The sequence below is a fragment of the Erythrobacter sp. THAF29 genome (assembly GCF_009363635.1).
GTDB lineage: Bacteria > Pseudomonadota > Alphaproteobacteria > Sphingomonadales > Sphingomonadaceae > Erythrobacter.
Genome location: NZ_CP045392.1, coordinates 3,154,672 through 3,169,032 on the forward strand (window position 1 = coordinate 3,154,672; position 14,361 = coordinate 3,169,032).

Sequence of the window (14,361 nt, forward strand, 5' to 3'; positions counted from 1 at the left end):
ATCATGCTGGGAGGAAACGATGAGCAATTTTGGTGAAACAACGACAACCGATGAAGTGCTCGAAGGCATGGACATTTCGGGCAAGCGCGTTTTCATAACTGGCGGCAATTCCGGACTGGGCCTCGAAACAGGCCGCGCCATGGCGGCCAGAGGCGCGCACGTGATACTGGCCGGGCGCGATCAGGCGAAGCTCGACGAAGCGGTGGCGTCTATCGAGAGCGAAAACCCGGATGCCATCGTAGAAACGATCATCTGCGATCTCGGTTCGCTCGACAGCGTCCGGCATTGCGGTGAAACCGCGCGCAATCGTTTCGAAAGCATCGACATCCTGATCAACAATGCTGGCGTCATGGCGTGCCCCAAGATGCAAACTGCCGACGGCTTCGAGATGCAATTCGGCACCAATCACGTCGGGCACTTCCTGCTGACCAAGGAACTGATGCCCCTGATAGGAAAGGGGCGCGACAAACGGATCGTGAACCTGTCCAGCCGCGGGCACCACATCGCGCCTGCCAATCTCGACGATCCGAATTTCGAGCATACCGATTACGATCCGTGGTTGAGCTATGGTCAGTCAAAGACCGCGAACATCCTGTTCACCGTTGGGCTTGAGGATCGCTTCGCCGACAAAGGCATCCACGCCTATGCCGTGCATCCCGGCGGCATCCAGACCAATCTGGGGAGGCATATGACCGAGGAGGAAAGTGCCGCGCTGGTGAAACGGGTGACCGAAAACGATCCGGACTTCTCGTGGAAGACGATCCCTCAAGGCGCTGCGACCCAGACCTGGGCCGCGACCGCGCCCGAAATCGAAGGCAAAGGCGGCGTCTATTGCGAAGATTGCCACATTGCCGAGATCGACGATGAGTCTTCTAAGGGCGGTGTTCGCAGCTATGCGCTCGACAAGGGCAATGCAGATCGGCTCTGGGCGTTGAGCGAGCAGTTGGTTGGCGAACGCTTTGCAGCCTAGTTTTCGATGAACTCGCAAAGCAGGCGCATCGTGTCTTTCGACTCTTTCGCCGGCGTGATTGCCATGAAAACGTGAGGCGCGCCTTCATATTCGTAGAGCTTTGCATCGACGCCCGCCTCGATCAGCTTGTCGGCAAACGAGCGTGAGTCGATGATGAAGAGGTCGTGACGGCCGGTCCAGATGCGTGTCGGCGGCAGCATCGCAAGTTCCTCGGCAGGCGTGTAAAGCGGGCTGCATTCCGGACCCGCAGGATCGCGGTTCGCAGCAAAGGCTTTCCCGCATTCGCGCAATGCACCGGTCTTTAGCATGAAATCGTGCGGCTCGACCGCGGCGATTGCTTCGTCTGCCATCGTCACATCAAGCCAGGGAGCGAACAGCGCCAGCTTGCCCGGTTGCGGACCGCTGGCGCGCGCCAGCCGCAAAGCGAGGCTGAGCGCCATATGTCCGCCCGCGCTGTCCCCGTTGAGGATAATCCTTGCCGGATCGTGGGTTTCGGCCAGCTTGGCAAAAGCTGCGTCTGCCACCGCATCCTGCCTTTCATAAGAGCTTTCGGGCAGCACCTCGTAAAGCGGCACCGTCACGCTCAGTCTGCAGGCATCAACCATCGCGCCGGCGAGGGGCCAGTGCTCCTTGAACATCGGCAGCACGAACCCGCCACCGTGAAAATAGAGCATGTGCCAATCTGCCGGGCCGGACTTGGGATGGATCGTCACCACTTTCTGACCGGCGGCAGTCCATTCCTCGATCTGGTACTTCGAGCGCATCGCCTCGGGCATCGGCGCATCACGCGGAGGTTTGCGATTGTGCAGGAAGCCGTGGACGTCGCTTGCATCCTTGGGAAATATCGGCGTGCGCTTGCTGATGAGCCATGTGGCCATGCGCAGCAACAGGCTCGGCTTGGTGGTCCGCAATTCGACGGCTGTGCTGGTCAAAACGATCTCTCCCCTCAAGCGGCGGAGAGTGACGCCATGGCATCACGAGTCAAGCTTTCTCAATCAGCGATCGAGCGCGGTGATCAAGCCTTCGTTGAGCCACTCTCCGAGCATTGCTCCGGCGCACAAGGCAGCCTGTCCGATCGCTTCAAGACTTTCGTCATCGCCTGCGAGCAACATGATTGTCTCGCCGTATGTCGCTCCGCCGCGCATTGCTTCGAAAGCGCGCGCATTGTCGGGATCCACCATCTGGAAGACCGGCTGCTCGTCCTCGCGCGAGACGATGACACCACGCGGCGCGTCGAGGCGGGGGGGGGGTGGATCGCTTTCTGTATCCTCCCCGAGTGCATTCCAAAGACCACTGAGATTCGTTTCGACAATTTTCGCCTCTGCTCGATGCTTGAAGATCAATCGCAGGGTCATCCACTCTTCATCGCCAAATTTCGCCGTCGAGGCAGCAAAATCCGCAGGCGCTAGCCGATTGGCATCCTGCGCCGTCGACACGGACAGCATAGTCCATTCCAGCCAGGCGAGATCCGCGACCTCGGGATTGTTCACGAAGAGCTCCGCGCAGGTTGTATCGAACCCTTTGCCCGTCTCATCGATGGTCCAGCCTGCGGGCGGGTTCGCGATGGCATGATGCGCGCAAACCTTTTTGAAGGTGTCCTCGCCGACATAGCGCGCGGTCCGCTCGAAAGTGCTCTCGAGCGCTCCGACCAGCGCCGAGCGGTAGTTGCCACGATAAACCGACATGCCAAGCGCCTGCCGGTTGCCCCAACCCTCGGGAAGCGGCGCACCCTCATCCAAGATCGCGCGCATGAATGCAGCCTGCCGCTCTGCCAACGATTGCGGTTTGCTCATGCCCCGACCAGAGCCTTGCCTGCGATTCCGCGCGCACGATCGAGTTCGGTCAATAGCTCGGCGAGCGGCGGGATACGCTCATCGCGCTCGATCATGATCGCGACAGGCTGTGGGAGCATTGCGAGAGCCCTGGCATAGAGATCCCAAACGCCGTCCGCGATCTCGCGGTCGTGCGTATCGATGATGACATCGCGCTCTGGGGTGGCGGGTTCATGGCCTGCCAGATGGATCTGGCGCACCCGGTCGAGCGGCAAGCCGTCGAGATATTCCTCTGCGCTGAAGCCGTGGTTGCGCGCGCTGACATAGATGTTGTTGACGTCGAGCAGCAGGTAGCAACCCGTTCGCCGGGTCATCTCGGTGAGGAATTCCCATTCGGTCAGCTCGTCCTCTGGGAACGTGAGGTAGCTCGACGGATTCTCGAACAGCATCGCGCGGCCCAGCGCTTCCTGCGCCCGGTCGATATTGGTGCAGACTGCCTGCAATGCTTCTTCGGTCAGGGGGAGAGGCAGCAGGTCGTGGCTGTTGTGTGCGCTGGTCCGGGTCCAGCATAAGTGGTCGGAGACCCACAGCGGGTCGATCCGCCGCTCAATTCGCTTCAATTTGTCGAGGTGGTCGGGATCCAGACCATTTGCCGAGCCGATCGACATCGAAACACCGTGCAGGATCACCGGCAGCTTTTCGCGCACCTGCTCTAGAATGCGCAACTGCCGCCCCCCTTCGACCATGTAATTCTCGCTGATCACCTCGACAAAATCGACCGGCACGTCGCTTTTCAGGAAATCCTCATAGTGTGTGCGGCGCAGGCCGAGGCCAAATCCGCTGAATGGTTCGATTGGTGCAGGATGGTGCGACATTGACCTTTCCATAGCAGAAATCATGGCCTGTCGAGGCCGTTCAAGGGTAATTTCGCGATGGGGAGGCTGCTTGTTACACTCGCGCATCAAACGGGGGATCGTCCAAGAAAATTGAAAAGATTTGTAACCGTCCCGAATGCGAGCGCGAATGACGTGACAGGTCCGGCAACCCCGCCCGGGCCGGGATACAAGTTTTGGAGAAATGCCATGAAAGCCAAATCGATCGCGAAATTCGCAGGCCTCGCCCTTACCGCCAGCGTCGCTGCAGGTCTCGCCAGCACCCCGATCGCCGCCCAATCGGGCGCAAAGGAAAAGTGCTACGGTGTCGCCAAAGCCGGCAAGAACGATTGCGCCGCAGGTCCGGGTACCAGCTGCGCCGGCACCTCGACAAAGGACTACCAGGGGAACGCCTGGAAATATGTCGCCAAGGGCACCTGCGAGAAGATCGAAACGCCCAAAGGCAAAGGCTCGCTGAAACCCATCAAGCGCTGAGGCGCAAGCAAGGGGGGGAGCCCGCCAGGCACTTGATGCGGGCTCCCCTCTTTCCGGATTAGGAGGAAAATCATGAACGGACTTAAGCAAATGTGGGAGCGATTGACCGGTATGCTTTCGGGCACTGTCTTCGAAAGCATCGTACAACTCGCCACGCGCATCGCGCTGGCCGGTATATTCTGGCGCTCGTACAAGACCAAGGTCGTCGAAGACACCCTGTTGCAGATCGACGAAACCCAGTACTTCATCTTCGAGAATGAGTTCTCAGGGCTACCTATCCCCACCGATCTCGCCGTACCGATGGCCACCTATGCGGAATTTTTCTTCCCTATCCTGCTTGTGCTGGGCCTGTTCACGCGCTTTTCTGCGCTCGCCCTGATGATCATGGCGATGGTAATCCAGTTGTTCGTGTTCCCCGACGCCGCACACTTTTTCGGCTGGGCGATCACGGTGCTGGCCCTTGGCGGATTCCTTTTGAGCCGCGGTGCCGGACTGTTCTCGCTCGACGCGCTGCTTGCCAAGTTCGCAGGCTCCAAGGCCGAGTAAGATGGTCGCCGACGAACCAACCTTCGCCCGCCTCATGGCAGCGACACAGGACGGCGACAAAGCCGCAGCCAATGTGTTGCTGACCGAGGTGGGCGTCTGGCTGGAGCGGTACTTCCGCCGCCGGGTGCCTCCGCACCAGACAGATGATCTGGTGCAGGAGGTGCTCATCGCGTTCTACACCAAGCGCGCGACATGGGACCCTTCGCGGCCCTTCCTGCCATGGCTCGCGGCGATCGCGCGCTATCGCTGGGTCGATCACCTGCGCAAGGTCTACAAGCACGACGCCAGCGAGCTGATGGAAGACGACGCGGTCGAGGACAGCGAAGAAGAAGTCGTCATGGCCCGCGTCAGCCTCGACAGGCTGTTCGGCCAGATCCCCGAAAAGCAGGCCGAAGTCATAGAACTCGTGAAAATAGGCGGCTTGTCGATACGCGAAGCCGCAGACAAGACCGGCCAGAGCGAAAGCCTAGTCAAAGTGAACATCCATCGTGGCCTTAAAAAGCTCGCCACCTTGGTCGAGAAAGCTGATTGAAATGAAGGACGAAACCAACCGAGCCGATCTGATTGCGGCGATGACCGAGGATCTTGCTCCCGTAAAGCGTGTCAAACCGCGCGACGGGCTGCTGCTGATCGGTTTTTCTGCAATCGTCGCATTCGCGGTGTCGGTATTCCTCTACGATTTCTGGATGGGAATGGTGACCGGAGAGGCCTCGGGCTACTTCTGGATCACACACGGTCTGCTGTTCGTTGTCGGACTTGCGAGTTCCGCTGCGCTCGTTGCGCAGGCTCAGCCGCGGATCGGCTCGCGCGCCACTGCACCTGCCTGGGGTGCTGCGATGCTGGCAATTGTACCGGTTGCCGCAGTTCTCACCTTGCTCTCCACCCGCGAGGAAACGGTCTACAGCGGCCTGAACGATCCTGCTGCGTGGTTCTGCACCAGCGCCTCGCTGGTGGCAGGGCTGCTTGTCGCAATTGCATCGATCCTCTGGTTGCGTCGCGGTGCGCCGGTCTCGCTCGAGAGGGCTGGATGGCTCACCGGACTTGCCGCCGGCTCACTGGGTACGCTTGCCTATGGTGTCACCTGCCCGCTCGACAATCTCGGCCATGTTGGCATCTGGCACGTCGCACCGGTCGCGATTTCGGCTGTCATCGGACGATTCGTCGTCCCGCCGCTGATCCGCTGGTAACGGGCGCGTTCAGGCGTTTGCCGGAATCCCCTCGCGCTGGCGATATTCAATGTCGAATATTGCCACCGTGAGCGCTGAGGTCGCGATGATCAGCACGAATTCGCCGCCATCTTCGACGAAAGCGAGGAATTGCTGGCGCATGACGTCGGGGTCGTCCCATACCGTGAGCAGGTCGACGAATACGCCGAAAACCGCGGCAAGCCCGATGCATCCTGCTAGCATCAGCGCGTAGACTGCCTCGCGTTTGTCAGCAGAGCGAAGCGCAGTCGCGAGCCCTGAGAGCCAGACCAGTCCCACTGCCCCGAAAAGTCCGGCTTCGACCAAATGGTGGCTCTCGACCGGAAGGCCGGTTGAGGCGGGTAGCGAAGGCGCGAGTGCCTGACCGAGTTCCTCGTGAATCTGCATCCAGTTGTCGAGCGTCAGCCAAACGAACAAGAGCGCGTTGGTGAGATAAACCAGCGCACGGCTCCGCAGCCACAGCGCGAACAGCATCACCGCGCTCGCCGCCGTCAGCGTATATTCGAGATATTCGCCGAACGACCCATCCTGCGAGAGGAAGAACTGCACCGGAAGCAACGCATCGGTGGCAGCGCCGTAATGGGCCGCGACGCTCATGCCGATCAGCACGCAGGCATAGGGAACGATCGCGACCAGCGCGATGCGTAGCGCGCGCGAGGTCGCAAGCCGCCTCGCGGCGTCGACGAAATCCGCGATTGCAAGCATTTCTGCCCCTTCTCGTCCCCATGCCCATAGCAAATGCGGGCATTTCCACGCCGAACATGATGAAGGCGAGGGGTTAAGAAGCCGACAACCCTGTTTTCGCGCGCTCGCTTGTCATTGCCCCTTCATCCGCGCGCGCCTATATGCGCCCCATGTCTTCAGTAAGGCCTTGGCGCGATATAGAGCGGCGCAAATGTCGCCAGATCATGGTGGGCGACGTGCCCGTTGGCGGCGATGCGCCGATCACTGTGCAAACGATGACCAACACCCCGACAGAAGACGCAGTGGCGACGATCGACCAGATCCGTCGCTGCGAGGAAGTCGGATGCGACATCATCCGCGTCTCGTGCCCGACCGAGGAGGCGACCGCGGCGATGCCGCTGATAACGCGCGCTGCCAACATTCCGATCGTCGCCGATATACACTTCCACTACAAACGCGCGCTCGAAGCAGCCGATGCGGGGGCGGCGTGCCTGCGCATCAATCCGGGCAATATCGGCTCGTCGGAGCGCGTCGCCGAAGTCGTCCGCGCCGCGAAGGCCAATGGGTGCGCGATCCGCATCGGGGTGAATGCAGGGTCGCTCGAGAAAGACCTTCTGGAAAAATACGGCGAACCCTGCCCCGAGGCGCTGATCGAAAGCGCACTGGACCATATCAAGCTGCTACAGGATCACGACTTTCACGAGTTCAAGGTCGCGGTGAAAGCATCCGACGTATTCCTCGCGGTTGCCGCCTATCATGGGCTAGCCGAAGCGGTCGACTGCCCGTTGCACCTCGGCATAACAGAGGCTGGCGGCCTCATCGGCGGGACGGTGAAATCGTCTATCGGCATGGGATCGCTGCTCTGGGCGGGGATAGGCGACACAATCCGCGTTTCGCTCTCTGCCGAGCCAGAGGAAGAGGTGAAAGTCGGTTACGAGATGCTTAAGGCGCTTGGCCTTCGCACCCGCGGCGTTCGCGTGGTGTCCTGCCCCTCCTGCTCTCGCCAGGGTTTCGACGTAATCCGCACAGTCGAAACGCTCGAAAAGCGGCTCGAACATATCAAGACGCCGATGAGCCTTTCTGTCCTGGGCTGCGTGGTCAATGGCCCCGGCGAAGCGCGCGAGACCGATATCGGCCTCACCGGTGGCGGGTCGGGACGGCACATGGTGTATCTTTCGGGCGTGAAGGATCACCATATCGAGAGCGAGGAGATGCTCGACCACATCGTCAGACTGGTCGAAGAAAAGGCCGCGAAGATCGAAGCTGGCGAAGCGACCGCCTTCGATCCGCACGCGGCGGAGGCTGCCGAGTAAGATGGCTGAAACGGCCTCCCCTTCGATTGCGGCCACCAAGCCAGAAAGCGAAGCGGAGTCGCTGCTGATCCGCCACGACGAGGCAGCTGTGAAGCGAGCAGGTGCCGGCTCGCTCTCGACCGGCGCTGCCGCAGCGGGAGCGCTTGCAATAGGCGCGCTCGCGGTCGGAGCGCTTGCCATCGGAGCGCTTGCCATCGGGCGGCTCGCAGTCGGACGGATGCGGGTGCGCGAACTCACGATCGACCGCCTCAAGGTCGGGGCTCTCGAAATCGAGGACGAGACAAGCCGGCTGTGATCCGCCCTGTCCACACAATCGGCGCGGTCACCGCGCTTTGTGCCGCCATTCTTTCGGCAAATTGGTATTTCAGCGACCACGACTACCCCGAGGCGAGATCGTACATCGTGTCGGAAGATCCCGAAGGTGATGTCGATGCGGCGCTCGCCCGCGCCGCCGAGAATGACAAACGCGTGCTGCTCGTCATGGGCGCGAACTGGTGTCACGACAGCCGCGCGCTGGCCGGTTGGCTGGGCACTCAGCGCTTCAGCGAATTGATCGAGGACAGGTATGAGCTCGTATACGTCAACGTCGGAAAGCCGCAGGAAGGTGACGGCCATAATATCGACATCGCGCGCCGGTTCGGCGTCGCAGACCTTCCGGGCACGCCCAATGTCCTCGTCCTGACCCACAAAGGCGAATTGGTGAACGCCGACACGGTCACCACCTGGCGCAACGCCGCGAGCCGCAGCGAAAACGAGATTTTCGATGAGCTGGCAAAGCTGGCCGGTTGATGAGGTAGGCGCACATGATCGAGGCGCTTTTTCTCGCATTCGCCTTGGCGATGGACGCGTTCGCAGTAGCCCTTGTTCAAGGCGCGCGGTTTCGCCCTGCATTCGCATCAATGGCGTCGATTGCACTGGCTTTCGGAGCGGCGCAGGGCGGAATGGCGCTCATAGGTTGGGGCTTGGGCGAAGCTGCCTTCACCTATGTCTCAGCATTCGATCACTGGATCGCATTTGCGCTGCTCACGGCAATCGGCCTGCACATGATCTGGACCGGCGGGGAGGATGAAGGCTTGCGCCGCCTGAGCGGCATGGCCCTGCTTGGCGCTTCCATTGCAACCAGCATCGATGCACTGGCCGCCGGCATCACCCTGCCCACGCTCGATTTCGCGCCTCCGGTAACAGCCGCGCTGATCGCGATCGCGACGCTCTTGCTCTCGCTTCTCGGGGTCCAGATCGGAAAACTGGTGGGTGATCGTTGGGGAAGACCGGCGGAAATCATCGGCGGCCTGATCCTGATCGCACTCGGCATCAGGATTGTGCTCGATCATACCGGCATTATCTCGGGCTGATGCTGCACGTCGTCCATCACGCCGACTATATGGCCCCGCGACCGGAACGCGGGACGTTCAAATTCGACAAATACTACCTCGTCATGGAGGCGCTGCGAGAGAGCGGCGCGCAGATCACAGAGCACGCGCCCGAACCCATGCCGCGCGACTGGTTGGAGGCAGTTCACGACCCCGCTTATGTCGATGAGGTGTTTCGCGCCGCAGTCCCGCGCGAGAAAGAGCGACGGATCGGTTTTCCGGTCACGCAGCGCATTCGCGACCGGGTGCGGCATACCAATGGCGGCACCTGGCTCGCCGCCCGGCTTGCCCAGCAGCACGGCTATGCCGCCAACAGCGCCGCCGGCAGCCACCACGCTCTCGCCGATACGGGAGCAGGCTATTGCGTATTCAACGATCTCGCCGTCGCATCGAACCGGCTGATCGCCGAGGGCGATGCCAGCCGCGTCCTGATCGTCGATCTCGATGTGCATCAAGGCGACGGCACGGCCAGCCTCACTGCCGGACGCGAGGACATATTCACCTTCTCGCTCCACGCCGAGAAGAATTTCCCGGTGCGAAAAGCGCGCTCGAGCCTCGACATAGGCCTCGCCGACGGGATCGACGACGATGGCTACATGGAGGTGCTCGACGAGCACCTGCCCGCCATCATAAACCGCTTCGGACCCGACCTCGTTCTTTATCAGGCAGGCGTCGATCCGCATGTCCAAGACAAGCTGGGACGGCTGGCCCTCACCGACGAAGGCCTTGCCGCACGCGACCGGTTTGTCGTCCGTGAGGCGCGAAGCCGTGGCCTCCCGATCGCATCGGCGCTCGGCGGTGGATACGGAGATGACCAGGCCGAGGTCGGCACCAGGCATGCCCGCTCGATGCTTGCAATGGCTGAGGAAAACGCGCGGTTTGTCCAGCCCGCTGCCTCTCAGCGCAGGCTGGGTGCGAAGTAGAAATCGATGTAGTCGGTCAGGCCGTCGCACCATTCGAATTCGCGCAGCCGGTAATAGCTGCGGTTCTGCGTGACGGCGAAACGCCATATCTTGTTGACGTCGCAGAAACGGTCCGGATCGGGTGTGCCCATAATCGTGATCTCTGCATGGATGAGGAAATAGTCCTTTCCAATCTCGGTAATCACGCCTTCGAGCTTCAGGCCGGCATCATCTTTCCCGCGCAATTCCGTTGTGAGCCACCACACGCCATCCTGATCGACGTAAGAGACGACCTTTCCGCGCTTTTCCCAGCCGAGCCATTGCAGCGTCGCACCTTCAAGGTTGCGCAGACGCTCGGCATCTCGTTCGCTGGTGATGACTGGCGGGGAGAATGCCTCGTCGTAGGGATCGGACGCAGCCGTGGAGTTCTCCTGCGAAGCCACCGGGACTGCGCTGGCCAAGGCCACCGCGCAAAAGACTGAAACACAGTTGGCCGAACGTGTAGGTAGCAAGGGCAGTCTCCGCTGCGATTCGAGAACCGGTCCGGTCCGCCGGACACTGAATGCGGAATAGAGCGCCATGGCCGATATTGAAACCGACTACCTCATCGTTGGCGCCGGCGCGGTCGGCCTCGCCTTTGCAGACACCCTGCTTGACGAAGACCCCGTTTGCCACATCACAATCGTCGACAAACACGCGCGGCCGGGCGGACACTGGAACGATGCCTATTCCTTTGTCGCCCTGCATCAGCCGAGCGCGACATACGGGGTGAACTCGATGGAGCTGTGCCCCGATCGCGTCGACGAGCACGGGCACAACAAGGGCATGTATCCACTCGCCAAGCATGCCGAGATCCTGTCCTACTACAGCAAGCTGATGAGCGAGCGCATGATCCCCAGTGGTAGTGTCACCTACCTACCGCTTACCGAGTACCGATCGCAAGACGGCAAGAACCACCACGTCAGCGGCATACTTTCCGGCAAGGATCAGACGATCCATGTCAGGCGAAAGCTGGTTGACGGAACGTGGTTCCAGACCTCGGTTCCATCCACCCACAAGCCCACCTTCGAAATTGCGGAAGGGACGCGCTTTTCCATTCCCGGCGATTTGCCCGCGCTCTGGAAAGACACCGGGAACCTCCCCGATCACTTCATTATCCTGGGCGGGGGCAAGACTGCGATGGACACCGCCGTCTGGCTGCTTGAGGCGGGAGTTGCACCTGAAAGGATCGGCTGGGTGCGCCCGCGCGACAGCTGGATGCTCAACCGCAAACTGCTCCAGCCCGCCTATCACCGGATCGAGGGGCTGGTCGAATTCCAGGTCGCTCTGGTTGAAGCCGCCAACGCTTCGGAAACAGGCGATGAAATGTTCGAGCACCTCGACAAGAGAGGGGTGATGCTGCGGATCGATGAGAACGTGACGCCCAAGATGTTCCACTTCGCTGTGATATCCGAGGGCGAAGTCGAGCTGCTGCGCCAGATCACCAACGTTTACCGCCAGGGGCGCGTTACGGGGATCGAGACCGGGGCCATGCATTTCAGCGAAGAGCGCGTCGAGGTGCCTGACAACACGCTGTTCGTCGATTGCACCGCCACCGCCGTGCCGTTCGAAGCGCGCGAAAACACGCGGCCCTTTTTCGAAGGCGACCGGATCACGCTGCAGCTCGCGCAGACACCGTTCGTCCCCTACAGCGCGGCGCTCGCGGCCTTTATCGAGGCGAATTTCGACACTGACGAAGAAAAGAACGCGCTTTGCCCGCCCGCCCCGCTTACCGATTCAACCGACACTTATCCCTACGCGGTAATGGCGAACCTGATGAGCACCGCGATCCTGTCGGCCAATGAGAAAACCAACGAATTCAATTCGAGAAGCCGCCTGCATCCCACCGGACCTGCAGTCGCGCGGCTGATAGAAGAAAACAGTCCGAGGCTCGCTGCCCTGTCGAAGGTGGGAGAAACCATCCAGGCAAACATGCCCGGCGTGATCAAGCTTGGCATGGCCGCAAAGGCGATTCACGAAAGTGGTTAATGCCTGTGCATTTGCCTATTCACGGGAACGATAGGTTTGCGCTATTATCATGATTGCTATGAACAGGCGCGATCTCTTGAAGACAGGCGTGGTCGCGGGGGCGGCGATATCCCTTCCCTCCGCTGTTGCAGCTGCACCGCGCAAAGGCACCGCGCGCGACCGGGCTCTGTTCAGACTCGCCAAACGCGAGCTCGACCGTGCCGGGGACGTTATCTGGAAGAAGGATATTGTCGGCATTGCCGATTTCGGTGTTCATTCCTCCGAGCGCCGGTTCCACTTCGTCAATCTCGATCGTGAGGAAGTACAGAGCTTCCACGTCAGTCACGGCACAGGCTCGGACCCGGAGCACGATGGCTGGCTCAACCGTTATTCCAACGTGGAAGGCTCGAACGCGACGAGCAGGGGCGCATACATAACGTGGGAATGGTATGTCGGTCGCTACGGCACGTCGGTGCGACTTGGTGGGCTGGACCCAACCAATGACGCGGCCCTGCGTCGCTACATCGTCATGCACCGCGCCAAATATGCTGAAAAATCGCATATCGAGCGTTGGGGTCGGCTCGGGCGCTCGAACGGTTGCTTTGCAATGGGTGAGGACGATTTCCGTATCGCGCTGCTCAACCTGTCAGGCGGCAGGCTGCTTTACGCCGATAGCCTCGGCTGGTCGGAAAACTCACCGGAGCTCCTGCAGCCGGACGATCCGAGTACCCTGCAACGCTACGCGCCGGGCTCCTACTAAGTCAGATCAGGCCCCGTCGCGCGGGTCGTTCTCGATTACGATCACCTCATCGTCGATCACATTGCTGCGATCCTTGACGCGTGGCTTGTCGAGGCTTGCGAGGACGGGCTCATCGCGGCCGTAGATGTCCTTGAAAGTCCGCATTTCGCCATTGATGTCGGTCGCCATGGTGAAATAGGTGATGTAGGCCGGCAACTGTCGCTTGATCGGAACCTTGGTGTATTCGCCCGAGGTCGCAATCGCGATCGCCTCGTCCTTGGTTGCACCCTTACCCAGTATCGCCATCGTAATGGCGAGTTCGAGAGCACGCTCGGTGCGGATGCAGCCATGCGACAGCGCTCGGTTCTCAGTCGCGAAAAGATGCCGCGAAGGCGTGTCGTGGAAAAAAATCGCGTGCGGATTCGGCATTTCGAGCTTCATCCGGCCCAACGAGTTGCCCGGCCCGGGCTGTTGCACGACCGAAATCCAGCCATTTGCGCCCTTCGTCGCCTTGTAGCCGTTACGTTTGGCCCATGCAGGATTGTTCAGGACTTTGTTGCCAAGCCCTTCGCCCTTCACGATCGACTGCGGCACAGTCCAGGTCGGATTAAAGACGACGCCTTCGACCATTTCGGCAAGCTGCGGCGTCGCGGTACGACCGGGCTTTCCGACGATGGTGCGGTAGGTGAATATCTTGTCCCCGGCGGTAAGACGCAGCTGGTACTCGGGCACGTTTGTCAGCAGGTATAGCCTGCCAAGATCGCGCTGGAGCCAGCGCCAGCGGTCCATATTGGCACGGATCAGCTTGCGCCTGGCCGTGTCGCTTTCAGGAGTTTTTGCGAGTTCCTCACGAAGCCGCGCATAGTCTTCATGCGTCGGATTGAGCTCCATAAGCGTGCCGCGAACATCGCCGGTCTCTAGCGCCTTTGTCAGAAGGTCCGCGGTGCGATACTTGTCGCGATCGGGATCCACCACGAACCATTGTTCGCGCGCATCCATCGGCGTACGGCCATCGCGCAGATCCTCGACAAGCCAGACAAAATTCTGCGAGGCGAGTTGGTTCAGCTCGTCGGAAGGTCCGGACTGGACCGACGTCTTGAGAGCCTGGAGATCGTAATCGCGCGGATCGAGGCCCTCGGCACCGATCCCTTCGATAACTTCGATCAGCTCCTGCGCAGCAGAGACCGACCAATCCTGTACCAGGGGTCCGGGAGGTGCAATGTCGCCCTGGACCATCGGATCGGAGACCATTTGCGGGAAGGCTTCATCGAAGCTCGCATCGGTTTCGACCGTTTCGGTTTCGCCAGTCTCTGCTTCCGCGGCTTCAGGAGGCGCGTCCTGTCCGTCTTGCGCAAGCGCCCCGCTCGCGATCAACGTCACGGCTGCAATTCCGCCCGCCAGTGTGCCACCCAATTTGCGCATATATTTCTCTATGGTCCCAAAAACGCCGCGAAATAGCGGCCCTACCCGTTTCGGCAGAGTATAC

Annotated in this window: 18 protein-coding genes; 12 read left to right on the plus strand and 6 right to left on the minus strand. The window is 60.8% G+C overall.

Annotated elements, in window-relative coordinates; genetic code table 11:
- The first annotated feature begins 19 nt into the window (after positions 1-19).
- Positions 20-970 (plus strand): SDR family NAD(P)-dependent oxidoreductase, encoded by a 951-nt coding sequence (locus FIU90_RS15205; protein ID WP_152435544.1) that lies wholly within the window; start codon positions 20-22, stop codon positions 968-970.
- On the opposite strand, the gene FIU90_RS15210 is transcribed toward FIU90_RS15205, so the two are convergent.
- From FIU90_RS15210 to FIU90_RS15220, 3 genes are all read right to left on the minus strand, one after another.
- Positions 967-1,902, minus strand: coding sequence for an alpha/beta hydrolase fold domain-containing protein (locus tag FIU90_RS15210; protein ID WP_234029561.1), 936 nt, complete (start codon positions 1,900-1,902; stop codon positions 967-969). The genes FIU90_RS15205 and FIU90_RS15210 overlap by 4 nt on opposite strands.
- A gap of 63 nt (positions 1,903-1,965) precedes the next feature.
- The gene (locus FIU90_RS15215; protein WP_152435545.1) at positions 1,966-2,763 is read right to left on the minus strand and encodes a DNA-binding domain-containing protein; all 798 of its coding nucleotides are present in this window, start codon (positions 2,761-2,763) and stop codon (positions 1,966-1,968) included.
- A complete protein-coding gene (locus FIU90_RS15220) occupies positions 2,760-3,638 on the minus strand; it encodes a DUF692 domain-containing protein (protein WP_370515213.1) in 879 nt (292 codons plus the stop codon). Before FIU90_RS15220 ends, FIU90_RS15215 begins: the two co-directional genes overlap by 4 nt.
- 186 nt (positions 3,639-3,824) lie before the next feature.
- Between FIU90_RS15220 and FIU90_RS15225 the strand changes: the two genes are divergently transcribed.
- The 4 genes from FIU90_RS15225 (at position 3,825) to FIU90_RS15240 (ending at position 5,842) form a co-directional block, all read left to right on the plus strand.
- Complete coding sequence (locus FIU90_RS15225) at positions 3,825-4,109, plus strand: DUF2282 domain-containing protein (protein WP_152435547.1); 285 nt, start codon at positions 3,825-3,827, stop codon at positions 4,107-4,109.
- 72 nt (positions 4,110-4,181) lie between these two features.
- Positions 4,182-4,655, plus strand: coding sequence for a DoxX family protein (locus FIU90_RS15230; protein WP_152435548.1), 474 nt, complete (start codon positions 4,182-4,184; stop codon positions 4,653-4,655).
- Between the two features lies 1 nt (position 4,656).
- Positions 4,657-5,187, plus strand: coding sequence for a sigma-70 family RNA polymerase sigma factor (locus FIU90_RS15235; RefSeq protein WP_152435549.1), 531 nt, complete (start codon positions 4,657-4,659; stop codon positions 5,185-5,187).
- Between the two features lies 1 nt (position 5,188).
- Entirely contained in the window at positions 5,189-5,842 is a 654-nt protein-coding gene (locus tag FIU90_RS15240; protein WP_152435550.1) for an NrsF family protein, read from the plus strand.
- Between the two features lie 9 nt (positions 5,843-5,851).
- Here the strand turns inward: FIU90_RS15240 and FIU90_RS15245 are convergent, their stop codons facing one another.
- Positions 5,852-6,565: a hypothetical protein gene (locus tag FIU90_RS15245; RefSeq protein ID WP_152435551.1), complete on the minus strand. Its 714-nt coding sequence runs from the start codon at positions 6,563-6,565 to the stop codon at positions 5,852-5,854.
- A gap of 149 nt (positions 6,566-6,714) precedes the next feature.
- Between FIU90_RS15245 and ispG the strand changes: the two genes are divergently transcribed.
- Genes ispG through FIU90_RS15270 form a run of 5 tightly spaced genes read left to right on the plus strand, consistent with a single transcriptional unit; the run spans position 6,715 to position 10,150 of the window.
- Positions 6,715-7,857 carry a flavodoxin-dependent (E)-4-hydroxy-3-methylbut-2-enyl-diphosphate synthase gene (gene ispG, locus FIU90_RS15250; protein WP_152435897.1) on the plus strand — a complete coding sequence of 381 codons (1,143 nt, stop codon included), beginning with the start codon at positions 6,715-6,717 and terminating at the stop codon, positions 7,855-7,857.
- 1 nt (position 7,858) lies between these two features.
- Complete coding sequence (locus FIU90_RS15620) at positions 7,859-8,152, plus strand: hypothetical protein (protein WP_172970298.1); 294 nt, start codon at positions 7,859-7,861, stop codon at positions 8,150-8,152.
- Positions 8,149-8,646, plus strand: coding sequence for a thioredoxin family protein (locus FIU90_RS15260; RefSeq protein WP_152435552.1), 498 nt, complete (start codon positions 8,149-8,151; stop codon positions 8,644-8,646). The genes FIU90_RS15620 and FIU90_RS15260 overlap by 4 nt, the downstream gene beginning before the upstream one ends.
- 14 nt (positions 8,647-8,660) lie before the next feature.
- Positions 8,661-9,209 (plus strand): manganese efflux pump MntP family protein, encoded by a 549-nt coding sequence (locus FIU90_RS15265; protein WP_152435553.1) that lies wholly within the window; start codon positions 8,661-8,663, stop codon positions 9,207-9,209.
- Positions 9,209-10,150, plus strand: a complete 942-nt coding sequence (locus FIU90_RS15270; RefSeq protein WP_152435554.1) for a histone deacetylase — start codon at positions 9,209-9,211, stop codon at positions 10,148-10,150. The genes FIU90_RS15265 and FIU90_RS15270 overlap by 1 nt, the downstream gene beginning before the upstream one ends.
- Here the strand turns inward: FIU90_RS15270 and FIU90_RS15275 are convergent.
- Positions 10,126-10,596, minus strand: coding sequence for a hypothetical protein (locus FIU90_RS15275; RefSeq protein ID WP_234029562.1), 471 nt, complete (start codon positions 10,594-10,596; stop codon positions 10,126-10,128). The genes FIU90_RS15270 and FIU90_RS15275 overlap by 25 nt on opposite strands.
- A 112-nt stretch (positions 10,597-10,708) precedes the next feature.
- Here FIU90_RS15275 and FIU90_RS15280 point away from each other — a divergent pair, with 112 nt between their 5' ends.
- Positions 10,709-12,157 (plus strand): NAD(P)-binding protein, encoded by a 1,449-nt coding sequence (locus FIU90_RS15280; RefSeq protein ID WP_152435556.1) that lies wholly within the window; start codon positions 10,709-10,711, stop codon positions 12,155-12,157.
- Between the two features lie 58 nt (positions 12,158-12,215).
- Positions 12,216-12,896 carry a murein L,D-transpeptidase catalytic domain-containing protein gene (locus FIU90_RS15285; RefSeq protein WP_152435898.1) on the plus strand — a complete coding sequence of 227 codons (681 nt, stop codon included), beginning with the start codon at positions 12,216-12,218 and terminating at the stop codon, positions 12,894-12,896.
- Positions 12,897-12,902: 6 nt separating this feature from the next.
- On the opposite strand, the gene FIU90_RS15290 is transcribed toward FIU90_RS15285, so the two are convergent.
- Positions 12,903-14,297: a L,D-transpeptidase family protein gene (locus FIU90_RS15290; RefSeq protein ID WP_152435557.1), complete on the minus strand. Its 1,395-nt coding sequence runs from the start codon at positions 14,295-14,297 to the stop codon at positions 12,903-12,905.
- Between the last annotated feature and the right edge of the window lie 64 nt (positions 14,298-14,361).